Genomic DNA, 22,138 nt, shown 5'->3' on the forward strand with positions numbered 1-22,138 from the left:
CCGCCTCCCCAGACGGTGGCACGCTGGGAGGGTGACCGACGCCCCCTCCTCTTCCGTCCCCGACTGGATCCAGTCGCTGCGCGGGAAGATCCTCACCGCCCTCGCGGGCGACCCGACCGGCATGGCCCCGTACGTCCGCGACATCGCCGCGGGCGATGACACCGGCTATTTCGTCGAGAACGGCCCCGCGTGGACGGTGCACGCCGGAATGGGCACGCTGGTGGCCGGCATCCGGGCTCTTCTGCTACAGGCGCTGCACCCGGGTGCCCTCGCGGGTGTGCACGACTGGTCGCGCTATCGCGAGGACCCGATCGGACGCCTCACCGGCACGGTGCGCTGGGTGATCACGTTGACCTACGGTTCGACGACGCAGGCGGATGCCGAAACGCGTCGCGTCGGGCGCTTCCACCAGCGCGTGAAAGGCGACTATCGCGCGGGCGACGGCACCGAGCGCACGTACACGGCGGAGGCGACCGACCTGGTGCGATGGGTGCACCTCGCCTTCACGGACGCGTTCCTCGCTGGGCACGAGGTGTCGCGCACGCCCATCCCCGGTGGTGCGGACGCGTACGTCGCGGACTGGGCGACGGCCGGTCGCCTGATGCGGGTGGTCGACCCGCCCCTCACCCGCGACGCGCTGCGCGGCGAGATCGACGCCTTCTTCGAGCGCGGAGAGTTGCGCGGCGGTGAGCGCGTCGACGACGTGGTGCGGTTCCTGCGCAGACCGCCGTTCCCCGGCGCGATGGGTCTGGCCTACCGCGTGCTGTTCGCCGCGGCGGTGGCCACCATCCCCCGCCGGTATCGCACGTTGCTCGGCGTGCGGCGGTGGCCCCTGCCCGTGCTCACGCTGACGCGGGTGATCCTGCGCATCACCGAACGGGCCCTCGGGTCAGGCCCGCGCGCACAGGACATGGCGCGTCAGCGCTTGCGGAGGCTGGAGCGGGAGGCGGCGTGAACGACGATCCGCGTCAGGCGGCGGAGCGCTACCGACTCGATCGCGAGTTGCGGGCGGCGGGACTCGACCCGGCCGCCGACGAGACGCCGAAGCGCGCGTCGGCGGCCGAATCGACGCACGGCGCCGACGCCGGTTCGCCCTCCGATGCCCCACCGGCGCCGGCGCGCGGAACGACGGCGGCGGAGCGCGCAGCCTTCGTCGAGAACGCGATCCAGCAGGCCATCCGCCGCGGCGAGTTCGACGACCTGCCCGGAGCCGGCAAGCCCTTGCCCGACCTGGGCGGCGCGCACGATCCCGACTGGTGGATCCGCCGCAAGATCGAGACCGAGAAACTCACCGGGCTGGGCCCGCCGGCCCTCACCCTGAGGGTCGAACACGCCGAGATGGCGGAGCGACTGGATGCCATCGCGCGCGAGATCGATGTCCGCGACGCGATCCGTGACTTCAACCGTCGGGTGATCGACGCGCGGCGGCAGCTGCAGGGCGGGCCGCCGGTGGTCACGCCCACCGTGGACGAGGAGGCCGAGGTGGCGGCGTGGGCTGGTCGGCGGCGTGAGCGCGAGGAGGCTGCACGGGTGGCGGCCCCGGTGCGGCGACGGCGGCGGTGGTTCGGACGGCGGTGAGAACCGGTCCCGTCGACGAGCTCACGGACCTGCCCCGCGCGGCGGGCCGAGCGTGTCGAGGCGGCTGAGCCTGTCGAGGCGGCTGAGCCTGTCGAAGCCGGGGCGATCCGCGAGGAGCACCGTCGCTTCGGGGACGCCAGGGACCCCCACCGCGAGGCGGCTGAGCCTGTCGAAGCCGGTAGATGCCCGGACTCAGAGTGCGGCGAGCGCCTCCGCGCGCTCGACGAGGGCACGCGCGCGGGCCAGGGTCGGCGCGTAGGAGCCGTCGACCGGCCCGTCGGGGGTCTCCGACAGCAGCGACCGAGCGGCCTGCACCTCGGCGGCGGACGGCGTGAAGCCCGCGTGCGCGCCGGCGACGGCGGCATCCTGAAGCGCCAGCGTGCCGGTGAAGCCCATGGCGACCGCGTGCAGCGCGGCATCCCGAGCCTGCTCGATCGGACCGCACGGGCCGTCGATGGGTCCCGCGATCCCCGCGGCGGCCGAGGCCACCACGAGCTGCGCCCGCGGCCACGACAGCGCCATGCGATCGGCCGCCATGCCCGTGTCGCGCCGGAAGTCTCCCGTGCCGAACGCCAGGCGACGGGTGGCGGGGTGTGCGGCGATCGCCGGGGCGGCCAGGAGCGCTGCGGCCGACTCCACCATCGCCACGATGGGAGTGCCGAGCGGAAGGGATGCCGCCACGTGAGCGACGTCGTCGGGGCCGGCGCACATCGCCAGGACGACGCCCGCGAGGCGATCGCCGAGATCGCGGCCCAGGGCCAGGTCGTCGTCGCCGTCGCGGGTGCCGGCGGCGCTGATCCGCAGCCACAAGGGTGCGTCGACAGCAGCGCGACGTGCTCGCGCGCGGCCCTCCGCCTTGCGGCCGGCGGGGAGCCCGTCTTCGAGGTCGAGCACGAGGACGTCGGCCGCCGTGTCGAGGCCGCCCGCGAGCGGCGAGCGAAGCATCCACGTGCGGGCGAGGTCCGCACGCGCGGGGGCGGGGGCGGCCGAAGCCGCCCCCGCCGGGGTGTGCGCGATGGTCACGAACGGCTCCGAGCCGCCGCCTCCGCCTCCGCCTTGGCGCGGAAGGCGTCGAGCGTGTCGGTGTCGACCGTGGCGGGGCCGGCGCCGACCTCTGCCGAGGCCGACTCCTTGGCATCCGCCGCCTTGCCGACCGAACCGTGGTCGTCGCCGGTGAGCAGGTTCTCGTCGAACGGGATGTTGCCCGCGAGCACCTCGCGAACGCGCTGGGCGTCGTACTCCTTGGTCCAGACACCGATCAGCATGGTGGCCACCGCGTTGCCGGTGAAGTTGGTGACCGCACGCGCCTCCGACATGAAGCGGTCGATGCCGACGATGACGCCGACTCCGTCGACCAGGTCGGGGCGGTAGGCCGAGAGACCGCCGGCGAGGGTCGCCAGGCCCGCGCCGGTGACACCGGCGGCACCCTTCGAGGCGATGATCATGAAGACCATCAGGCCGATCTGCTCACCGAGCGACATGGGCGAGCCCATGGCCGAGGCGATGAAGAGCGAGGCCATCGTGAGGTAGATGGCGGTGCCGTCGAGGTTGAACGAGTAACCGGTCGGAACGGTGATGCCCACGACGGGCTTCGAGACCCCGAGGTGCTCCATCTTGGCGATGAGGCGGGGCAGGGCGGCCTCGGACGACGAGGTGCCGACGATCAGCAGGTACTCGCGGCCCAGGTACTTCATGAGCGTGAAGATGTTGACGCGGGTCACGACGTAGAGGAGCGTGCCGAGCACCACGGCGATGAAGAGGAAGCACGTGAGGTAGAACGCACCCATCAGGATGCCGAGGCTGATGACGGCCTGGAAGCCGGTCTTGCCGACGACCGCGGCGATGGCACCGAAGGCACCGATCGGGGCGAGCCACAGGATCATGCCCAGGATGCGGAACACGAGCACCTGGAAGTTGCGGATCGCGTCGACCATACGGGCACCACGCTCGCCCATGCGCTGCAGGGCGAAGCCCACGAGCAGGGCGATGAAGAGCACCTGGAGGATGCTGCCGCCAGTGAACGCCGAGAAGAACGAGGTCGGGATGATGCCGAGGACGAACTCCTGCGTCGTGGTGGCCTCGGCCGCGGGGGCGTCGTACTGGGCGCCGGCGATGTTGAGGCCCTCGCCGGGGTGAATGATGTTGCCGACGACGAGGCCGATGATCAGCGCGAACGACGACATGATCAGGAAGTAGACCATCGCCAAGCCGCCGATCTTGCCGACCGTGGAGGCCTTGGCGATCGAGCCGATGCCGACGACGATCGTGCAGAAGATCACCGGGGCGATCATCATCTTGATCAGGCTGACGAAGCCCTTGCCGATCGGCTCGAGGGTCGTCGCGAACGCGGGGGCGACGAGTCCGACGACCACACCCGCGACGACGGCGACGATGACCGAGATGTAGAGCCAGTGATTGCGGTCGATCTTCTTACGAGGCCGACCGTCTCGAGTGGTGCGGAGTGAAAGTGCCATGAGCGCCTATCTCCTCTTTCTAACGTCATTGTTATTCCCGGCCGAACTGCCGGTGGGTGAGATGCCTTGTTTCTGCCGACGGGCCGCCGGTGGATGTCATGACTGTGGTCGACGGCGAGCTCCACGACGATTTGTGGTCGTATTGTTCGCGGCATGGACGCGAAAGGGCGAGGGATGCGACTGAGCGTGGGTGGGCGTCTGGCCCTCGTGTCGCTCGGCATCGTCGTGCTCGTCGCAGGTGTCCTCGCCGCGCTCCTGTCCGTACAGTTGAGCGACTCCGGGCAGCGCGAAGCCGAGCAGGTGACCCGGTCGGTGGCCGAGACGTTCGCGCACGAGGCGGAGATCGCCATGCTCGTCGCCGCTCGCGACTCCGACCGTCTGCAGCCGATGGTCGAGCAGATCCTCCCCGACGCCGACCTCTCGTTCGTCACGATCATGACGCCCGACGGCATCCGTCTCACCCACCGCAACCGCTCCGAGATCGGCCTGCCGTACCAGGGCTCGAGGGCCGAGGCCCTCGCGGGCGAGAGCTTCACCGAGGTGTACGTGGGAACGCTCGGCCCCTCGGTTCGCACCATCGTGCCGATTCGCGAAGGCGGTGACGAGGAGGGACCCATCGTGGGTCTCGTCGCCGTGGGCGTGACGCTCGGCGCCGTGCAGCAGGACCTCGCCGCCCGCGTTCCGCTGATCGTCGCGGCATCCGCGGCCATCGTGGGGTTCGGCGTGCTGGGCGCGCTGTTCGTGCGCCGGAGCGCCCGGCGCGTGACCGGTTCGTACACGCCCCGCGAGCTGTCGCGCCTCGTCGAGAGCTACGAGACCGTGCTGCACTCGCTGCGCGAGGGACTCGTGGTCACCGACCGCAACGGTCGCATCGTGCTCTACAACGACGAGGCCGCCGATCTCCTGGGCCTGCCGCCGGCCATCACCGGCCAGGTCTCGCTCGATCCGCACGACGTCGACATGGACGCCGATCTGGCGGACGCCATCGCCGGTGGTCGCCGGATGGTCGAGGAGACCGTCGTGAACGGAGACCGCGTGCTGCTGGTCAACCAGGAGGAGGCGCGGGATCTCACGGGCCGCCGCGCGCCCGAGCGTGGACGCGTGATGACCCTGCGCGACCGTTCCGAGTTGCAGGCACTGCTCGGCGAGCTGGAGGGCGTGCGCACGCTCAGCGACACCCTGCGCTCGCAGACGCACGAGCACGGCAACCGCCTGCACGCGCTGCTGGCGCTGCTCGAGCTCGGGCGCATCGATGAGGCCCGGCGCCTGATCGTGGCATCCACGGAGGACAGGCAGGGTCTCGCCGACCGCCTCGTGTCGGACGACGACGACGCGGTCATCGTCGCCCTGCTGCTCGGAAAGCTCGACGAGGCCGCCGAGCGCGGCGTGCGCCTCGACCTCCACGTCGCCGAACCCGCCCCACACGTGCCCCTGGCGGCACCGGAGGCGGTGACGGTGGTCGGCAATCTCGTCGACAACGCTCTAGATGCGGCGGCGGCGGGCTCCGATCCCCGCTGGGTGAGCGTCTCCCTCGCCGAACGCGAGGGCGATGCCGTGCTCGAGGTCTCCGACAGCGGGGCGGGATTCGATCCGGCGCTGCGGGACCCCTTCGCGTACGGCGCCTCGACGAAACCCGCGCACGTGCCGGGCGGGCGCGGGGTCGGCCTCGCGCTGGTGCGCGACATCGTCGCCGCGCGCGGAGGGACGCTGCAGCTGGCGGCCACGCCCACCACGGTGCGGGTGTTCCTGCCCGTCGACACCGAAGAGGTGCCGGTGTGAGCGGCGTCCTCGGTCACCTCGAGGCGGTGCGGCCGTGATCCGGGTGCTGGTGGTCGACGACGACGCCCTCGCCCTCGAGCTGCACGCGGCGTACGTCGCGCGGGTGCCGGGGTTCGAGGTCGTGGGCCACGCCGCGGGAGCCCGCGCCGCTCTGACCGCCCTGGCCGATCCCGATCGCCGGATCGACCTCGTGCTGCTCGACATGACCATGCCCGACGGGACCGGTCTCGACGTCGCCCGGCGCGTCCGCGCGATGGGCTCGCGCGTCGACATCATCGCCGTGACGGCCGTCCGGGATGCCGCGACCGTCCGCGCCGCCGTCTCTATCGGCGTCGTGCAGTACCTGATCAAGCCCTTCGCCTTCGGCGCGTTCCGCGAGCGCCTCGAGGCGTACCGCGCCTACGTCGACGGGCTCGACCGGGCGGCCGGAGAAGCGACGCAGTCCGAGGTCGACGCCCTGCTCGGCTCGCTGAGGACGGTCTCCCCGCCCACCATGCCGAAAGGGCTCAGCGACGAGACCCTGCAGGCCGTGGCGGAGCGCGTGCGCACGGCATCCGGGGCCGTCTCCTCGACCGAGGTGGGCGAGAGCGAGGGCATGTCGCGCGTGACCGCCCGGCGCTACCTCGAACACCTCGCCGACGTCGGTCGCGTGCGCCGCGAACCCCGCTACGGCGGCCAGGGAAGGCCCGAGATCACCTACGCCTGGGTGCGCGGCTGACCGCGACCCGCCCGGTCTCGCCTCTCATCGTCGCGTTCTGCGTCGCCTGTGCGGGTGCCCGCAGTTTGCAATCTTCCGCGCAGATTTCTCGGCCAGACCTGCGAGGATCGAGCGGGTCTGCGAGGATCGCGCGGTCCGGGGCGGGGCGGGGCGGGGGTCAGAGGTCGAAGGCGGCGCGGACGCCCTCGTTGACCACGACGCCGGAGCGCACGTTCAAGCCCTTCGCGAGGGCCGGATCGGCGGATGCCGCGGCCTCCCACCCAGCATCGGCGATGCGTGCGATGTAGGGCAGGGTGGCGTTCGACAGTGCCCGGGTCGAGGTGTGCGGCACCGCACCGGGCATGTTCGCGACGCAGTAGTACAGCGCCTCGTGCACGCGGAACGTGGGGGCGTCGTGCGTCGTCGGCCGGGACCCCTCGAAGCAGCCTCCCTGGTCGATCGCGATGTCGACGAGCACGGACCCGGGCTTCATCGTGCGGACCATGTCGTCGGTGACGAGCTTGGGGGCCGCAGCCCCCGGGATCAGAACCGAACCGATCACGAGATCGGCGTCGGCGAGCTGCTCGGCGATCTCGAGACGGGTCGACGCGCGGGTCTCGATCGCTCCGCCGAAGCGCTCCTCGAGCAGGCGGAGCTTGGGTAGCGAGATGTCGACGACGGTCACACGGGCCCCGAGGCCGAGGGCGTTGGCCGCGGCGTGCTCTCCCGCGACGCCGCCGCCGATCACGACGACCTTCGCCCGCGGGGTCCCGGGCACGCCGCCGGGGAGCAGGCCGCGCCCGCCCGAGGCGCGCAGCAGGTGGTGGGCGCCCTCGATGATCGACAGGCGGCCGGCGACCTCGCTCATGGGCGCGAGAAGAGGAAGCGCCCGGTCGGGCGTCTGCACGGTTTCGTAGGCCACGGCCGTGGTACCCGCGGCCATGAGCGCGTCGGTCAGCGGACGGTCGGCGGCGAGGTGCAGGTAGGTGAAGAGCGTGAGGTCCGACCGGAGGTAGCCGTACTCGGGGGCGATGGGCTCCTTGACCTTGACCAGGAGTTCCGCGCGCGCCCAGGTCTCCTCGGCGGTGGCGACGATCTCGGCGCCGGCCGCGCGGTACTGCTCGTCGGAGAACCCACTGCCCTCACCCGCCCCGGCCTGCACGAGCACCTCGTGACCGCGATGGACGAGCGAATCGACGCCCGCGGGGGTCATCGCGACGCGGTTCTCGTTGTTCTTGATCTCGGTGGGCACGGACACGCGCATGGGTTCCTCCTCGAGCGGACGAGCGTTGCGGAGAGAATCGCAGAAACTCGCGTTTCCGTGGTGTTTCTCCGCAGATCCTTCGCTATTCATCGCGCCTATGGCGGTATCGTCGGATGCCGGGGCGTCCGGCGCCCCCGATGAGCGAAGGATCTGCGGTGGCCGACGACGACCTGCACCCCCTCGATGCCCGCATCATCGAGCTCCTGTCCGCCGACGCCCGGATGACGAACGCAGCACTCGCCGAGACGCTGGGGGTCGCGGCATCCACCGCTCACGCCCGGCTCCGCGCCCTTGTCGATCGCGGGCTCATCACGGGCTTCCACGCCGCCGTCGACCAGAGCCGCCTCGGCCGAGGCCTCCAGGCGGTGGTGGGAGTGACCCTGCGCCCGGGACAGCGGCAGGAGAGCATCCGCGCGTTCGCGCACGAGGTGCGCCGGCATCCGGACGTCATCCAGCTGTTCTTCCTGGGCGGCGCCGACGACTTCCTCGTGCACATCGCGGTCGACGACTCCTCGGCCGTGCGTCGCTTCGTCGTCGACCACCTCTCCGCACGGCACAGCGTGGCATCCACGCGCACGAGCATCATCTTCGAATACCACCGGAACGCGGTGGCGGCGGACTTCGACTGAGGCGAGCGCGGCCATCGCCCGGCGCGGGGCGGCTCTGGTCGTCGGCGGCGCCGCGACACAACGCAGGAGATTCGGCCGGGCCGGCGCGGCCACAGGCGGTTTCGTCGGCCGCGGCGTGGTGGATCTCCTGCGTTGTGCCGCGTGAGCCGTGCGGCCGTGGGGCCGTGGGGCCGTGGGGCCGTGGGGCCGTGGGGCCGTGGGGCCGTGGGGCCGTGGGGCCGTGGGGCCGTAGGGCCGTAGGGCCGTGGGGCCGTGGGGCCGTGGACTGAGGCTCGGGGTTCGGGCAGCGGTCGGCGGAGCCGCGGGACGTTCGGGGGGTCAGCGGAGAGCCGCGGCGATCGCGGCGATGTCGGCGGGGGTCGAGCGACAGCAGCCGCCGACGAGGCGCGCGCCCGCATCGACCCACGCGGGGGCGACCTCGGCCAGCGGGACGGCGGCGCCGTGCCAGGTGCGGGTGGCGGCATCCCAGCGCTCCCCGGTGTTCGGGTAGGCGACGAGAGGGATGCCGGGCCCTCCGGCGAGCGCGGATGCCACCGAATCCGGGGAGCAGCAGTTGACTCCGACGGCGACCACGTGGGAGACGGATGCCGCTGTGCGCAGTGCGTCGGCGAGCGAGCCGGGCGCCGCGAACCCCGTGCTGTCGGCGGAGAGGCTGACGAAAGCCGGGGTGCCGAGGTCGGCGAGCTCGAGCGCGAGCGCCTCGACCTCGAGCGGCGAAGGGATGGTTTCGACGGCGAGCAGGTCGGCGCCCGCCTGCGCGAGCACGTGCAGCCGCCGACGGTGCAGGTCGCGCAGCTGTTCGACGGTCAACCCGTAATCGCCGGTGTACTCGCTGCCGTCCGCCCGGAGGGCGCCGATCGGACCGACGGATGCCGCGACGACGACGTCGGCGGCCTCTCGAGCGAGCGACACCGAGCGGGTCAGGAGCGCGTCGATGTCGGCATCCGGGATCTCCCCGCCGAAGCCGAGCTGGTACGACGCCGTGATCACGACCTCGGCCCCCGCCTCGGCGAAGACCCCGTGCGCGGCACGCACCTCACCGGGGTCGTCACGCAGAACGCGCGCCGACCACAGCGCGGAGGTCACGTCGTTGCCGCGCGCCTCGAGGAGCGTGCCGAGGCCCCCGTCGAGCACCACGGGACGCCGTGCGAGCGTGGCGACGAGGTCGATCACGCCTCGTGCGTCTCGCCCGCGGCGAGAACGCGCAGAGCGCTGGCGAGCAGGGCCTGGTCGCCGCGGCTCACGTCGCGCAGGGCGTCAGCCTCGAGACGGACGAGCTCGGTCATCGCGGCATCCACGCGTTCGATGCCCTCGGGGGTGATCGCGACGAGGATCGCGCGACCGTCGGAGGGGTTGGGACGGCGGTTGACGAGGCCGCGCTCGGCGAGCTTGTCGAGTCGGTTCGTCATGGCCGCACTGCCGATCATCGTGGCGGTGATCAGGCGTGTGGCGCTGAGCTCGGTGCCCGCGCGGCGGAGGACGGCGAGAACGTCGAACTCCCACACGGCGATGCCGGCGCTGGCGAACGCCTTCGCGCGCAGCTTCGACAGGTGGAACGCCGCACGGCGCAGGCGCGACATCACATCGAGCGGGGTCAGATCGACCTCGGGCAGCAGCTGCGACCAGGCGTCGATGAGGAGGTCGACCTCGTCGTCTTTGCTGCTCGCGGTAGGCATTCTCCGACGGTACCGGAGCGGCGGGCTCGGAGGGCGCACCGGGCGGGCGTTGCGGGGCGGTGCGGCGCCCCGGCGGGTCGCATCCCCATCGAGTGTCCAGCACACCCGGACGAACTCAGGATGCCTCCGGGTGTCGGGGACCGCGACGCGACCCACACGGGCGGCGCGCGGGCGCCGCAGGCGTAGGCGACGGGCCGCGGGACCTCGGCCGCGCGGGCGTGAGCGCCGGGCGCGCACCGCGGGGCGAGCACCGAGCGTGCAGCGCATCCGCGTTAGCGTTGACCGACGCCATCGACGCCGCGAGAGGACCCGATGACCCTGCACGACGAGACCACTCCCCCGGCAGCGGACGCGACCGCCGCGAGCGGTCCGATCGCGCCCGCCGGCGCTCAGCCCCCAGCCGACGGGGTCGTGCGCAACCCGGCATCCCGCGTCTACCCCGATCGCGACGACGCGCACGCCGACCCGTGGTCGATCGATCTGGAGCGCATCCAGTTCTCGCCGTACTTCTCGCGCCTGTCGGCCGTGACGCAGGTGGTGTCCCCGTCGATGGGCGGAGCCCCCGTGCACAATCGCCTGACGCACACGCTCAAAGTGAGCGCGATCGCACGGGTCGTCGCCCTGCAGCTCAACACCCGTTCGCGCCGGGCCGGGGAGGGAGACGTGTGCAACGCCACCGTCGTCGAGGCCGCGGCCTATGCGCACGATCTCGGGCACCCGCCCTTCGGACACCTCGGCGAGTCGACGCTCGATCGCCTCGCCCGCACCGAACTCGGCCTCGCCGACGGGTTCGAGGGCAACGCGCAGACGTACCGCATCCTCACCGCGCTCGACGTGGTCGAGAACGCACCGCGCGGGCTCAACCTCACCGCCGCGGTGCGCTCGGCGTCGGCGAAGTACCCGTGGGCGCCGTCGGTCGACGCGACCGAGATCGAGCGCATCGGTGCGCCCCGTGGCATCCGTCGCTCGTCCGACGGCGCGTACCGCGTGCACAAGTACTCGGCGTACGACCTGGATCTCACCGACCTCGCCGAAGCCCGGCAGGGGGTGGATGCCGAACCGCTGCGCCAGAGCATCGAGGGCGCCGTGATGGACCTCGCCGACGACATCGCGTACTCGGTGCACGACGTCGACGATTTCTACCGCGCCGGCATCCTGGACCACGCGCCGATCGCGGCGGAGTTCCGCGGCTGGCTCGACGACGTGCTCGAGTGGCGCTCGCGCGACGACGCCGAGGTGCGCGCCGAGCTCGCGCCCGGCGCGGGTCTGGAGCGCCTGCGCCGCAAGATGCGCCGCGACGATCCGTGGATCGCCGACGACGAGGCCTTCCTCGCCGCCGTCAGCGACGTGGACGCCGAGATGGTCACCGACCTGCTCGCCCGCCCCTTCGACGGCTCTCTCACGGCCGAGCGCCGACTCGCGGGCTTCACTGACCGGTGGATCCGGCGGTTCCAGGAGTCGGCGCGGCTGCGTCCGCTCGACACCCCGCGCGCCGGTCCCGTCGTGCTGTCGCCGTGGGCATGGCACCACGTGGAGGTGTTGAAGTTCGTGCACAAGCGGTTCGTGCTGAGCCGCCCCGACCTCGCGATCCAGCAGCGCGGCATGAGCCGCATCCTCGCCCGCTCAGTGCGCGCGCTCGGCGAATGGCTCGACGACGACCTCGATCGTGCCCGCACCCCGCGGCGCCTGCGGGAACTCATCGCCCTCGCCCACGAGCAGTACGCCGCCCTGCCCCCCGAACGTCGACCCTCGGATGCCGAAGCCGAGACGCTCGCCCGATCCCGCGGGATCGTCGACTACGTGGCATCCCTGACCGATGCGCAGGCCTTCGCGCTGTCGGAGGCGATCTCGGGTCGTGCGGACAGGCTGTGGGCGCTGGGCCAGCGGCTGTGACCGGCGAGGGCTCGCCGCGCGAGCGCTGAGTTCTCCGGTTCGGGGCGCGAGCGCTGAGTCCTCTGGTGTGGGGCGCGATCCGCCGCGTGGGGGCTGAGTCCTCTGGTTCGGGGCGCGATCCGCCGCGTGGGGGCTGAGTCCTCTGGTTCGGGGCGCGATCCGCCGCGTGGGGCGCGAAACTCACGCCCCGAACGGCGAACGTCGCCCCAAACCCGACGGCACGGCGCGGGGCGGGCCCACCTCAGGGAATGAGACGCGCCGCGCGATACCGCTCGAACAGGCGGGTGAACGAGTCGCGCGTGCGGTGGTGCTCGGTGAAGCCCGCCAGGCGGCTCTTCGACATGTAGGTCATCACTTCGATCTGCCGCCCGAGATCGGCATCCGTGTGCCACCACGAGGCGACGCGCGTGATGTCGGGTTCGGCGAGTCCGTGCTGCTCGACGATCTCCGCCCAGACCGGTGCCGCACCCGCCATCTGCTGCTCGAACGGGCGGGGCGCGGTGTCGAAGCCCTCGATCTCCACACCGAGGTCGGCCGCGATGCGTGGCCACATCCACCGCCAGCGGAAGACGTCGCCGTTCGCCGTGTTGAACGCCTCATCGGCACCCTCCGGGTGAGTGGCGGCCCAGATCATCTGACGTGCGAGGAGGTCGGCGTCCGTCACGTCGGTGAGGCCGTTCCACTGCGTCTCGCTGCCCGGAAACACCAGAGGCCGCCCGGTGTGACGGCTGATGGCTGCGGCGACGGCGATCGTCAGGCCCATGTTCATCGCGTTCCCGACCGCGTGCCCCAAGACCGTATGCGAGCGGTGGACAGACCACGTGAAGCCCTGGCGCTCGGCCGCCGAGAAGAGCTCGTCCTCTTGCGCGTAGTAGAAGTTATCGACCGGGAGTCGGGGCTCGTCCTCGTGGAACGGGGTGTCGGGCATCTCCCCCTGGCCGTACGCCTCGAAGGGGCCGAGGTAGTGCTTCAACCCCGTCATCAGCGCGACGTGGCGCACCGGAGCGTCGGCCAGTGCCGTCAGAAGGTCGCGCACCATGCCGCCGTTGACGGCGATGTTCTCGGCCTCGGTGTCGTGCCGCGACCAGGCGGTGAAGAACACGTGGGTGACCGGGATGCCCCGCAGGGCGTCGTGCAAGGCCTTGGGGGAACACAGATCGGCGGATCGCCAGGTGACGCCGGGGCGCTCCGCACCGGGCCGCCGGGACAGGGCCGTCACCGCCCACCCGTCGTCGGAGAGACGGTCGAGGAGGGCGCCGCCGGCGATACCGGTCGCGCCGACCACGAGGGCGTGTGAGGAGTCAGTCAAAAGCGTTCTTCCGATCGGGTCGAGGTGGATACGGGGGAACGAGGGATGCTCGAGGGGTATTCCCCGGCTCAGCCGGGGGCGTCTACGATCGGCGGATGCTGCGCGCCACCGACCCACTTCCGGCGCGACCCCGCCGGGTCGCGATCGCGGGGGTGTCGGGGGTGGGCAAGACGACACTGGCCCGGCGGATCGCCGGGGTCGCCGACATCCCTCACACCGAGATCGACGCCCTGTTCCACGGTGCGGACTGGACGCCCCGGCCCCCGTTCCTCGATGACGTGCGCGCGCTCGTCGCGGGCGACACCTGGGTGACCGAGTGGCAGTACTCCGAGGCGCGACCCCTGCTGACCGCGCGCGCCGATCTCCTGGTGTGGCTCGACCTGCCGTTCTGGTGGGTCACCCTCCCGCGCGTCGTGTCGCGGACGCTGCGGCGGCGGCTCCGCGCAGAGCCCCTGTGGAACGGCAACCTCGAGCCGCCGCTGCGGACGTTCTTCACCGACCCGGAGCACATCGTGCGCTGGTCGATCGCGACGCGTCACGCGTACCGCGAGCGCATCGCCGCCCTCCGACCGGACCTGGCGGTGGTTCGGCTGCGCACGAGGGGTGAGGTGGAGCGGTGGCTGGCCGGTCCGATGCGAACTGCCGTCAGCTGATCCGCCAGCCGGCTCGCCGCTGAGGCGGGAGCCGCTCGCCGTGGGTTCGCGACCCCGGGGGCGGGTCGCGCTCGTTCCCGCGGCGAGCGCGCTCGCGGATGGCGGAGCCCCGCCGGCCCAGCTCGCCGCCCTGCACGCGGTGGCGGATCCCCGCGGGCCCAGCTCGCCGCCCTGCACACGGGTGAGCGGCACGGCTTCGCCCGAGGCCGAGCGCCCGGATCCCTTGCCGCCCGCGGTGTGATCGCCCTAGCGTGGACGGATGAGACGCCCGGTCCGGATCGCCCTCGTCGCCGTGGCGGCATCCGTCCTCGCGGGGTGCACCGCGGGACCGGTCGCCCTCGGCAGTCCGGGACGCGCGCCGATCTTCGACAGAGCGCAGACCGATCAGGACGTGCTGCCGGATGACGTCCCCGACGACGGGTACGTGGCCGGCTCGATCCGCTACGTCGGTGAGGACTCGGTCGGTGGTCGCTACTGGGTGGCCCTGCGCGAAGACGAATCGGAATGCATCATCGCCGACGCGACGGGTGCGGGCGATTGGGCGGGCTTCTGCGCTCGAAGTGGCCTGTCGGGCACCCTGCTCGACGGCGCCACCGTGGAGTTCGCCACGGCACCGCAGAACCTCGATCCGGCGTCCGCCGAGCGGGTCGGGGACGCCATCCTCGTGGAGCGCCCGTGAACCCGTCGATCCGATCCGGGCGCACGACGCGATGAGATCGTCGCATCCGATCCCCGGCGACCCCTGGCCCCACGGCATGACCATGGAGACCGACGATCGCCCGACCATGGTCAACGAGCTGCTGTGGGTACGAGAGGCGTTCGACCTCGCCGTAGAGGGCGATGCGCCGCCTCCGCTGCTCGACTCGCCCGCCGCCGCGTCCCGGTCACTGACCGAGAGCGAACGCGCCCGCTGGACCGCCGCGTGGCCCGAGGTCTGGACGGCGGTCGTCGAGCACGCGGTACGACCGCACGACCCCGAGGCGATGGGCCGCCTCATGCGACAGGACACACCTGCACGGGAACGGCCGGCCCTGCTCGCGCTCCTGGCCGGGCCCTCGTGGCGCGACGAGTTCGGCGACGAGGTGTTCGATGACCCGTCGTACCGGGCGTGGGACGAACGCTCGTTCGCATCCATCCGTTCAGCACTGCCCCCGAATTGGGAGGCGCAGCCCGAGCGGCGGGCCGTGGAGAGCCTCGCCGGCGCCTGGCGGCGGGGACTGCAGAAGGTCGTCGTCCTCGCCTGCTCGGGCACGTTCGTCCGCTCGGTCGGGTCGACCGGGCTGCTCGTCACGAAGGGCGACCGCGACGACGACGCGTCGTACCGACGGGCCCTGGCCTCGTTCGCGCCGCTCTGATCGCGTCGGTCCCCGGTCGCGTCTTCGCCGGCGCCGAGATGACGCCCGATTCACGAGATGACGCGCAGTCCGCGCGAACGTCGTGTGATCTCGGCGAACGGGCGTGATCTCGCCGCACGCCGCGCGGCCCGGTCGGGATGCCGTGGCGCGAGAGGGCGGCGCGAGTCCGCGAGGCTGAGACCGCCGGCATCCCCCTTACAAGATGCCGACGGCCCCAGGTCTACTCTGCCGCACGCAACGCGGCGACGACGTCGTAGCGCGCACGGACGGCGGGGCGATGGTCGGACTCGACGGCACGCGTGGTCGCGACCATCCACTCGACAGGGCCTCCCGCGAGGACTCCCGCCGCCTGTCGCGCCGCCCCGAGGGCGACGTATTCGCCCGCGGCCGGCACGACGATCTCGGCGTCGAACACCTGCGCGGCGATGCGCGCGACGCCCTCGTTGGCGGCGGCGCCACCGATCAGCAGGATGCGTCGCACCTCGACGCCCTGCGCTCGGATCGCGTCGAGACCGACCGCCAAGCCGCTGAGCATCCCCTCGATCGCGGCACGCGCGAGATTCGGACGGTTCGTGGATGCCAGGGTCAGCCCGGTCAGCGACGCCTGCGCCTGCGGGAGGTTGGGGGTGCGTTCACCCTCGAACCAGGGAATGAGCACGACGCCGCCGGCTCCGGGCTCGGCGTCGAGGGCGAGGGCGCCGAGCTCATCGTGCGAGACGCCGAGCAATCCGGCGGCGGCGTCGAGCACGCGGGCGGCGTTGAGGGTCGCGACCAGCGGCAGGAACTTCCCCGTCGCATCCGCGAACCCCGCGACCGTGCCGGTGGTGTCGCGCGTCGGGGCATCGGCGACGGCGAAGACCGTGCCCGAGGTGCCGAGCGACACCACGACGTCGCCGACGCCGGCGCCGAGCCCGAGAGCGGCCCCGGCGTTGTCGCCCGCCCCGGGACCCACCAGCGCGCCGCCGGGGAGCGTCCCCGCGCTCTCCCACGGCCCGAGCACGCGAGGCAGCACCGCGTCGTGCCCGAGCGCGCGGCGGAACAGGTCGAGGTCGTACCCGTCGGCGCCCCAGTAGGCGGTGCCCGACGCATCGGATCGATCGGTGACGAGCTCCTCGAGCACGGCGTCGCCGGGCCCGAACCCGCGCAGGCGCCACGTCAGCCAGTCGTGCGGCAGTGCGACGGCGGCGACGCGAGCCGCGTTGTCGGGTTCGGCATCCCGCAGCCAACGGAGCTTCGTGCCGGTGAACGATGCGACCGGCACCGCCCCGGTGCGCTCGGCGTAGGCGCGGGCGCCGATCTCGTCAATGAGGTCGCGCGCTGCCTCGGCGGAACGGGTGTCGTTCCATAGCAGGGCGTCGCGGATGACGTTCCCCTCCGCATCCAGCACGACCATGCCGTGCTGCTGACCCGCGATCGAGACCGCGGCGACGTCGTCCACGCCGCCGGCCTGGGCAACGGCATCCTGGAGCGCGCTCCACCAGGCCTCGGGGTCGACCTCCGTACCGGAGGGGTGCGACGCACGCCCCTGGCGCACCACCCGTCCGGTCTCGGCGTCGACGACGACGACCTTGCACGACTGCGTCGACGAATCGACTCCCATGACGAGCGCCATGCTCTGCCCTTCTGTCGGCCGGCCCTCTTCGGCGCGGCTCCGCGGTGGTGGTGTGGTTTGCGGCGCCCGTGCGTGCCGGTGCCCGTGTTCCGAGGTTGAGCGTCCAGAACACCCGGAGGGTTTCGAAAACCGTCCGGGTGTTCTGGACACTCACTCAGGATTCTCGCGCACCGGTGCGGGGCGATCGCGGCCGCAGCTGCGGCCGCAGCCCCGATCCGCGGCCGCGCGCGGCGAACGGCTGGGTGGGCCCGGATGCCGTGGCGTCCGCGCCCGTGATGCTCAGCGCGCGCCGAGCAGGTGCTCGGTGGCGAGCTGCTGAAGACGCACGAAGCCGAAGCCCTTACCGCCGAGGTACGCGTCGGTGTCGAAGTCCTCGTAGGCCGAGCGGTCGGCGAGGAAGTCGTCGTACGACTCGCCCTCGTCGAGGGTGGGCTGGGCGAGTTCGGCGACCTTCGCCGCCTCGAGCGCCTCCTGCACCTCGGGGTCGGCGCGGAAGGCCGCGGCGCGCTCCTTGAGCAGCAGGTAGGTGTTCATGTTGGCCGAGACCGAGTCCCAGACGCCCGTCTCGTCCTCGGTGCGCGAGGGCTTGTAGTCGAAGTGGCGGGGGCCGTTGTAGGCGGGGACGCCGCCGGGGCCGCCGTTCTCGAGCAGATCGACGAGCGCGAAGGCGTTGTGCAGGTCACCGTGGCCGAACACGAGGTCCTGGTCGTACTTGATGCCGCGCTGACCGTTGAGGTCGATGTGGAAGAGCTTGCCGTGGTACAGCGCCTGGGCGATGCCGGCGGCGAAGTTTAGGCCCGCCATCTGCTCGTGGCCGACCTCGGGGTTCAGCCCGACGAGCTCGGGACGTTCGAGCGAGTCGATGAACGCGATCGCGTGGCCGAGGGTCGGCAGCAGGATGTCGCCGCGGGGCTCGTTGGGCTTGGGCTCGATCGCGAAGCGGATGTCGTAGCCCTTGTCGGTGACGTAGTCGCCGAGAAGGTTGACGGCCTCGCGGTACCGCTCGAGCGCCTGACGGATGTCCTTCGCGGAGTCGTACTCGGCGCCCTCGCGGCCGCCCCACATCACGAACGTCTGGGCGCCGAGCTCGGCGGCGAGGTCGAGATTGCGCAGCACCTTGCGCAGCGCGAAGCGGCGCACTTGGCGGTCGTTGGAGGTGAATCCGCCGTCCTTGAAGACGGGGGCCGAGAAGAGGTTGGTGGTGACCATCGGCGTGATGATGCCGGTGTCGCTCATCACGCCCTTCAGACGGTCGATCTGCTTCTGACGTTCAGCATCGGTCGAGCCGAAGGCGAAGAGGTCGTCGTCGTGGAAGGTCAGACCATAGGCGCCCAGCTCGGCGAGCTTCTCGACGACGTGGACGACGTCGAGGGGTTCCCGGGTCGGCCCGCCGAAGGGGTCGGTGCCGTTGTAGCCGACGGTCCAGAGTCCGAACGAGAATTTGTCATCGCGGGTGGGGGTGGGCATTCCTGCTCCTTTGCATGGAGACGCGCGGGTGCGCGGCGACGCACATCAGGTTTGTTGGTGATCACAACATATAGGGCGCATGCCGTGGCGTCCAGCCCCCACAGGATGGGAATCCTCGCATATAATGATCTATATAACGAAGGGAGCCACTCATGGCCCTCACGAGCGTCGACCTCGACCCGCGCCTCATCGAACGCGCGCGCATCCTCACCGGAGAGCCGTCCAACCGTGCGGTTCTCGACCTCGCCCTGCGCCGCCTGATCGCGTCGAAGCAGAAGGACGCGATGATCGCCGGGATCGCGGGACTCACCGACCTCGAAGCCGAGATGGACTCCCCGGTCGACGCACCCGCGTCGTGACGGACTATCTCGTCGACAACTCGATCTGGGCTCGTTTGGCGTCGGGCGACGCCGCCATCCGGACGCGGCTCGAGCGGATCGTTCGTTCCCCGGCGGATCTCTTCGTGACGTGCCCTCCTCAGGTGTTGGAGTTCTGTCACAGCGCACGTACGCCCCAGGAGCACGAGCACTACCGCGAGCGGATCTCGCTCGGTTTCCCGCTCGAGCGTGCGCCCGACGAGGCGCTCGCCGTTGGCATCCAGTCCGCGCTGTGGAATGCCGGTCTCGTTCGGGCAGCCGGGGCCGTCGACATCCTGATCGCGGCCTACGCGATCGCGAACGACGCGACGATCCTCAGCGCAGACCACGACTTCGATCACATCGCCGCTGTGACCGACCTCGCTCACGAGTACGTCGCGCCGACGCTCTGATCCCGCCTCGTCAGCGCCCGAGCGCGTCGTCCACCACCGCGAACACCGCGGGGTCCCAGGTGAGCGCGCGCTCCCACGGCAGACCGAACGCATCGGCGAAGAAGATGCTGTGCACGTCGTCAGGGAACGAGTGTCGCTCGATGCGCGGCACGACGTCGGCGGGCACGTTGTCGGCGCGGCCGCTGCGCAGCGATACCAGTCCGTCGTGCGGCCAGAGCAGCGCCGGTTCGGTCGCGGCGGCGAAATACCCCGCGCCGATCGCAGTGACCGGGATGCCGTCGAGCACACCGGCCTGAGCGGCATTCCAGCCGCGCAGGTACCGTTGCGACACCTGTTCGGCCGCGCCCTGGGAGTTCGCCAGGGCATAGGCCTTCGCCTGCGCGAGGATCGTCGAGGTGGCCGGGTCGCCGTGGGAATCGGCATCCGTGATGTCGCCGACGACCGCGTCGCCGAGGACGGCTCCGTCCCACGGCGTGCCGACGGTGACGAGCCTGCCGATCAGGGGCCCGTTGGTGCGAGACCCGTCGACGCCGAGCTCGCGGATCGCCGCCCGCGAGAAGAGCCCGCCCATCGAGTGACCGACGAGGTCGACACGGGTCACCGCGTGCTCTTCGAAGAGCCAGCGCAGGAAGGAAACGAGAGCCGCACCGGCGTCGTCGATCGCACCGACGGAGTTGACGGTCATCTCGGTCGGCAGCACCAGCGGCACATCGTCGAAGCCCTGCCACCCGGCATCCCGTTCGACCGTCCCCCGCCCGAGGCGAGCGGGCGCCGTGAAGACGGGCCGACCGGCAGAGAGGAGGTGCTCGCGGAGCGCGGTGAGGGTATTGCCCGCCGCCAAGCCCGATGCGGCAGCGCGATCGGGGTCGGTGTACGGCGTGACGGCGGCACCGCCGGAAACGAGGACGACGGCATCTGCCACGGGAACTCCTTCGCGGAACGGGTCCCGGTCAGGATAGGGCAGCCCTGCGACATCGCCGCCGCGGGCGCGTCACCGGTCCGCACGCCTCCGGAGGAGCGTGTCGACGACGACCCCGATGGTGAGACCCGCAGCAGCGCCCACCAGCAGACCGAGGGCGAGATTGTCGAAACCGAACACCCCGACGGCGACGCCCGCCGGCAAACCGAGGACGATGCCGATCGCGACCGGGTTCACCGCGGACGAGCGATCGGAGTTCTGGGGAGCCATCTCCTCACCGTAGGCGCACCGGTCGGGTCGCACCTCCCCCGCGTGGGGGATGCTCAGCCGGGCAGGGCGTCCTCGATCGCGGCGACGACCTCGGGGGCATCGGGGAGCGTGCGGGGGCTGAAGCGCGTCACTCTGCCGTCGGGGGCGACGACGAACTTCTCGAAGTTCCACGAGATGCGACCGGTCTTGCCCTCGGCATCCGGTGTGGTCGTGAGCTCTTTGTACAACGGGTGGGCACTGCGCCCGTTGATCTTGACCTTCTCCGACATCGGGAAGGTCACGCCCCACGTCGCTGAGCAGTACTCGGCGATCTTGTCCTCATCGCTGAGCTCCTGCAGGAACTGGTTGCTCGGAAAGCCGATCACGGTGAACCCGCGGTCGGCGTACTTCTTGTGCAGCGCCTCGAGTGCCTCGTACTGGGGCGCGAGGCCGCAGCGCGAGGCGACGTTGACCACGAGCGCCGCCTTACCGGCGGTCAGGTCGCCGAAGGTGGTTTCTTCGCCGCGGATGGTCGTGATCGGGATGCCGGAGAGGTCCATGTTCCGATCCTGGCACCGCCCGGTTGTGGTCGGGGTGGGAATCGTGCGGCTCATGGCACAGTGGTCGGATGGTCACCGCGGGGAGTCGGGGCGACGGCATGCGCCGCGCCAACCTCTCGCTCGTGCTGCGCACCGTGCACCGCGAGGGTCCGCGTTCGCGCGCCGCCCTCACCGAGGCGACGGGGCTGAACCGCTCGACGATCGCGGACCTCGTGGGCGAACTGCACCGCGCGGGCCTCGTGATCGAACGCGCGTCCGAGGCACTGGGGCGCGTCGGTCGCCCCTCCCCCATCGTGGTGCCCGACCCCCGGGTCGTCGCGGTGGCGGTCAACCCCGAGGTCGACGCGCTCGACATCGGCGCCGTGACCCTCGACGGCACGATCATCGCGCGCCGGCGCCTCGAGCAGACATCCCTCCTGACTCCCGAGCGCACGGCCGAGCTGGTCGAGGCGACCCTCGCAGGCTGGCGGCGCGGAGCGCTCACCGACAGCCGGATCGTCGGTGTGGGCGTGGCCGTACCCGGCCCGGTGCGTGCGTCCGACGGGCTCGTCCGCGAAGCGCCCCACCTGCAGTGGCGTGACGCTCCGCTCTCGGAGCTGATGACGGATGCCACGACCCTCACCGCCCACGTCGGCAACGACGCGGCCCTCGGCGCTCTGGCCGAGTATCTCTTCGGGGCGGCGCGCGGCGCGCACGACGTCGTCTACCTCAACGGCGGCGCGAGCGGCATCGGCGGCGCCGTGATCGTCGGCGGCGTCCCTCTCGGCGGTGCCGGCGGCTATGCCGGGGAGTTCGGACAGAATCGCCCCGGCATCGTCGACGCGGCCGACCGGCGGGCCAGCGGCGGGGTGCTCGAAGACGAGGTGAGCCGCGCGCTGCTGCTGTCGGCCGTGGGCCTCGACGGCGGCGACGACGCGGTCCTGGCCGCCGCGCTGGCATCCACCTCCGACCCGGCGGCGCACGCTGAAGTCGACAGGCAGCGGCGCATCCTCACGACGGCGTTGGCGAACGCCGCGAACGTGCTGAACCCCGCGGTGATCGTGCTGGGGGGCTTCCTCGCCGTCCTCGCCGCCCGCGATCTTCCGGGCCTCGACGTCGCGGTGCGCGCGCAGACCATGCCGGCCTGCGCCGAGGGCCTGCGCCTCGCCGTCGCCGAGCTGGGCGAGGACCGCCTGCTCGTGGGCGCCGCCGAGGCGGTGTTCGAGGCGCAGCTGTTCCCTGCTCGCTGAGTCCGCAGCGGCGGGAATCGACGACC

General features: G+C 71.8%; 23 protein-coding genes. 12 read left to right on the plus strand and 11 right to left on the minus strand.

Annotation, left to right across the window (positions count from 1 at the left end; all coding sequences use genetic code 11):
- Positions 1-31: 31 nt before the first annotated feature.
- Both MT347_RS09170 and MT347_RS09175 read left to right on the plus strand, forming a co-directional pair.
- On the plus strand, positions 32-955 hold the full coding sequence (locus tag MT347_RS09170) for an oxygenase MpaB family protein (protein WP_243500315.1): 924 nt from the start codon (positions 32-34) through the stop codon (positions 953-955).
- A complete protein-coding gene (locus MT347_RS09175) occupies positions 952-1,578 on the plus strand; it encodes a DUF1992 domain-containing protein (RefSeq protein WP_243500317.1) in 627 nt (208 codons plus the stop codon). The genes MT347_RS09170 and MT347_RS09175 overlap by 4 nt, the downstream gene beginning before the upstream one ends.
- 192 nt (positions 1,579-1,770) lie before the next feature.
- Here MT347_RS09175 and MT347_RS09180 read toward each other — a convergent pair whose 3' ends face one another.
- Together MT347_RS09180 and MT347_RS09185 are read right to left on the minus strand one after the other, a co-directional pair.
- Entirely contained in the window at positions 1,771-2,601 is an 831-nt protein-coding gene (locus MT347_RS09180; protein WP_243500319.1) for an aldolase/citrate lyase family protein, read from the minus strand.
- Positions 2,598-4,052 carry a cation:dicarboxylate symporter family transporter gene (locus MT347_RS09185; protein WP_243500321.1) on the minus strand — a complete coding sequence of 485 codons (1,455 nt, stop codon included), beginning with the start codon at positions 4,050-4,052 and terminating at the stop codon, positions 2,598-2,600. Before MT347_RS09185 ends, MT347_RS09180 begins: the two co-directional genes overlap by 4 nt.
- Before the next feature lie 174 nt (positions 4,053-4,226).
- Here MT347_RS09185 and MT347_RS09190 point away from each other — a divergent pair, with 174 nt between their 5' ends.
- Positions 4,227-5,831 carry an ATP-binding protein gene (locus tag MT347_RS09190; RefSeq protein ID WP_243500323.1) on the plus strand — a complete coding sequence of 535 codons (1,605 nt, stop codon included), beginning with the start codon at positions 4,227-4,229 and terminating at the stop codon, positions 5,829-5,831.
- A gap of 34 nt (positions 5,832-5,865) precedes the next feature.
- Complete coding sequence (locus MT347_RS09195; RefSeq protein ID WP_243500325.1) at positions 5,866-6,549, plus strand: response regulator; 684 nt, start codon at positions 5,866-5,868, stop codon at positions 6,547-6,549.
- Positions 6,550-6,706: 157 nt separating this feature from the next.
- Here the strand turns inward: MT347_RS09195 and ald are convergent, their stop codons facing one another.
- Positions 6,707-7,792 (minus strand): alanine dehydrogenase, encoded by a 1,086-nt coding sequence (ald, locus tag MT347_RS09200; protein ID WP_243500327.1) that lies wholly within the window; start codon positions 7,790-7,792, stop codon positions 6,707-6,709.
- 155 nt (positions 7,793-7,947) lie between these two features.
- Here ald and MT347_RS09205 point away from each other — a divergent pair, with 155 nt between their 5' ends.
- On the plus strand, positions 7,948-8,421 hold the full coding sequence (locus tag MT347_RS09205) for an Lrp/AsnC family transcriptional regulator (RefSeq protein WP_374206523.1): 474 nt from the start codon (positions 7,948-7,950) through the stop codon (positions 8,419-8,421).
- A gap of 318 nt (positions 8,422-8,739) precedes the next feature.
- Here MT347_RS09205 and mmuM read toward each other — a convergent pair whose 3' ends face one another.
- Together mmuM and MT347_RS09215 are read right to left on the minus strand one after the other, a co-directional pair.
- Positions 8,740-9,594 (minus strand): homocysteine S-methyltransferase, encoded by an 855-nt coding sequence (gene mmuM / locus MT347_RS09210; RefSeq protein WP_243500331.1) that lies wholly within the window; start codon positions 9,592-9,594, stop codon positions 8,740-8,742.
- Entirely contained in the window at positions 9,591-10,097 is a 507-nt protein-coding gene (locus MT347_RS09215; RefSeq protein ID WP_243500333.1) for a MarR family winged helix-turn-helix transcriptional regulator, read from the minus strand. The genes mmuM and MT347_RS09215 overlap by 4 nt, the downstream gene beginning before the upstream one ends.
- Before the next feature lie 312 nt (positions 10,098-10,409).
- Between MT347_RS09215 and MT347_RS09220 the strand changes: the two genes are divergently transcribed.
- A complete protein-coding gene (locus tag MT347_RS09220) occupies positions 10,410-11,990 on the plus strand; it encodes a deoxyguanosinetriphosphate triphosphohydrolase family protein (RefSeq protein WP_243500335.1) in 1,581 nt (526 codons plus the stop codon).
- A 241-nt stretch (positions 11,991-12,231) separates the two neighbouring features.
- Here MT347_RS09220 and MT347_RS09225 read toward each other — a convergent pair whose 3' ends face one another.
- Complete coding sequence (locus tag MT347_RS09225) at positions 12,232-13,299, minus strand: SDR family oxidoreductase (protein WP_243500337.1); 1,068 nt, start codon at positions 13,297-13,299, stop codon at positions 12,232-12,234.
- A gap of 95 nt (positions 13,300-13,394) precedes the next feature.
- On the opposite strand from MT347_RS09225, the gene MT347_RS09230 reads away from it, so the two are divergent.
- From MT347_RS09230 to MT347_RS09240, 3 genes are all read left to right on the plus strand, one after another.
- Positions 13,395-13,952 (plus strand): AAA family ATPase, encoded by a 558-nt coding sequence (locus tag MT347_RS09230; RefSeq protein WP_243500339.1) that lies wholly within the window; start codon positions 13,395-13,397, stop codon positions 13,950-13,952.
- 259 nt (positions 13,953-14,211) lie between these two features.
- Positions 14,212-14,631: a hypothetical protein gene (locus MT347_RS09235; protein ID WP_243500341.1), complete on the plus strand. Its 420-nt coding sequence runs from the start codon at positions 14,212-14,214 to the stop codon at positions 14,629-14,631.
- Positions 14,632-14,707: 76 nt separating this feature from the next.
- Complete coding sequence (locus MT347_RS09240; RefSeq protein WP_243500343.1) at positions 14,708-15,307, plus strand: hypothetical protein; 600 nt, start codon at positions 14,708-14,710, stop codon at positions 15,305-15,307.
- 220 nt (positions 15,308-15,527) lie between these two features.
- Here MT347_RS09240 and xylB read toward each other — a convergent pair whose 3' ends face one another.
- Together xylB and xylA are read right to left on the minus strand one after the other, a co-directional pair.
- Positions 15,528-16,919 (minus strand): xylulokinase, encoded by a 1,392-nt coding sequence (xylB, locus tag MT347_RS09245; protein WP_243500345.1) that lies wholly within the window; start codon positions 16,917-16,919, stop codon positions 15,528-15,530.
- Positions 16,920-17,198: 279 nt separating this feature from the next.
- A complete protein-coding gene (gene xylA / locus MT347_RS09250) occupies positions 17,199-18,386 on the minus strand; it encodes a xylose isomerase (protein ID WP_243500347.1) in 1,188 nt (395 codons plus the stop codon).
- A 152-nt stretch (positions 18,387-18,538) separates the two neighbouring features.
- Between xylA and MT347_RS09255 the strand changes: the two genes are divergently transcribed.
- On the plus strand, positions 18,539-18,745 hold the full coding sequence (locus MT347_RS09255) for a type II toxin-antitoxin system VapB family antitoxin (RefSeq protein WP_243500349.1): 207 nt from the start codon (positions 18,539-18,541) through the stop codon (positions 18,743-18,745).
- Positions 18,742-19,155: a PIN domain-containing protein gene (locus MT347_RS09260; RefSeq protein WP_243500351.1), complete on the plus strand. Its 414-nt coding sequence runs from the start codon at positions 18,742-18,744 to the stop codon at positions 19,153-19,155. The genes MT347_RS09255 and MT347_RS09260 overlap by 4 nt, the downstream gene beginning before the upstream one ends.
- A gap of 10 nt (positions 19,156-19,165) precedes the next feature.
- On the opposite strand, the gene MT347_RS09265 is transcribed toward MT347_RS09260, so the two are convergent.
- From MT347_RS09265 to MT347_RS09275, 3 genes are all read right to left on the minus strand, one after another.
- Positions 19,166-20,077: a triacylglycerol lipase gene (locus MT347_RS09265; protein WP_243500353.1), complete on the minus strand. Its 912-nt coding sequence runs from the start codon at positions 20,075-20,077 to the stop codon at positions 19,166-19,168.
- Between the two features lie 69 nt (positions 20,078-20,146).
- Positions 20,147-20,344, minus strand: a complete 198-nt coding sequence (locus MT347_RS09270; RefSeq protein ID WP_243500355.1) for a hypothetical protein — start codon at positions 20,342-20,344, stop codon at positions 20,147-20,149.
- 53 nt (positions 20,345-20,397) lie between these two features.
- Positions 20,398-20,883 carry a glutathione peroxidase gene (locus MT347_RS09275; protein ID WP_243500358.1) on the minus strand — a complete coding sequence of 162 codons (486 nt, stop codon included), beginning with the start codon at positions 20,881-20,883 and terminating at the stop codon, positions 20,398-20,400.
- A 68-nt stretch (positions 20,884-20,951) separates the two neighbouring features.
- On the opposite strand from MT347_RS09275, the gene MT347_RS09280 reads away from it, so the two are divergent.
- Positions 20,952-22,112, plus strand: a complete 1,161-nt coding sequence (locus tag MT347_RS09280) for an ROK family transcriptional regulator (RefSeq protein ID WP_243500360.1) — start codon at positions 20,952-20,954, stop codon at positions 22,110-22,112.
- The last annotated feature ends 26 nt before the right edge of the window (positions 22,113-22,138 follow it).

This window comes from Microbacterium sp. VKM Ac-2923 (assembly GCF_022815605.1).
Classification (GTDB): Bacteria; Actinomycetota; Actinomycetes; order Actinomycetales; family Microbacteriaceae; genus Microbacterium.

What these genes read in the sequence shown, in the direction of transcription:
- MT347_RS09185 (WP_243500321.1), bottom strand. Translation starts at nt 4,052, where the DNA reads ATGGCACTTTCACTCCGCACCACTCGAGACGGTCGGCCTCGTAAGAAG.
- MT347_RS09190 (WP_243500323.1), top strand. Translation starts at nt 4,227, where the DNA reads ATGCGACTGAGCGTGGGTGGGCGTCTGGCCCTCGTGTCGCTCGGCATC.
- ald (WP_243500327.1), bottom strand. Translation starts at nt 7,792, where the DNA reads ATGCGCGTGTCCGTGCCCACCGAGATCAAGAACAACGAGAACCGCGTC.
- MT347_RS09215 (WP_243500333.1), bottom strand. Translation starts at nt 10,097, where the DNA reads ATGCCTACCGCGAGCAGCAAAGACGACGAGGTCGACCTCCTCATCGAC.
- MT347_RS09220 (WP_243500335.1), top strand. Translation starts at nt 10,410, where the DNA reads ATGACCCTGCACGACGAGACCACTCCCCCGGCAGCGGACGCGACCGCC.
- MT347_RS09230 (WP_243500339.1), top strand. Translation starts at nt 13,395, where the DNA reads ATGCTGCGCGCCACCGACCCACTTCCGGCGCGACCCCGCCGGGTCGCG.
- MT347_RS09235 (WP_243500341.1), top strand. Translation starts at nt 14,212, where the DNA reads ATGAGACGCCCGGTCCGGATCGCCCTCGTCGCCGTGGCGGCATCCGTC.
- MT347_RS09240 (WP_243500343.1), top strand. Translation starts at nt 14,708, where the DNA reads ATGACCATGGAGACCGACGATCGCCCGACCATGGTCAACGAGCTGCTG.
- xylB (WP_243500345.1), bottom strand. Translation starts at nt 16,919, where the DNA reads ATGGCGCTCGTCATGGGAGTCGATTCGTCGACGCAGTCGTGCAAGGTC.
- xylA (WP_243500347.1), bottom strand. Translation starts at nt 18,386, where the DNA reads ATGCCCACCCCCACCCGCGATGACAAATTCTCGTTCGGACTCTGGACC.
- MT347_RS09255 (WP_243500349.1), top strand. Translation starts at nt 18,539, where the DNA reads ATGGCCCTCACGAGCGTCGACCTCGACCCGCGCCTCATCGAACGCGCG.
- MT347_RS09270 (WP_243500355.1), bottom strand. Translation starts at nt 20,344, where the DNA reads ATGGCTCCCCAGAACTCCGATCGCTCGTCCGCGGTGAACCCGGTCGCG.
- MT347_RS09275 (WP_243500358.1), bottom strand. Translation starts at nt 20,883, where the DNA reads ATGGACCTCTCCGGCATCCCGATCACGACCATCCGCGGCGAAGAAACC.
- MT347_RS09280 (WP_243500360.1), top strand. Translation starts at nt 20,952, where the DNA reads ATGGTCACCGCGGGGAGTCGGGGCGACGGCATGCGCCGCGCCAACCTC.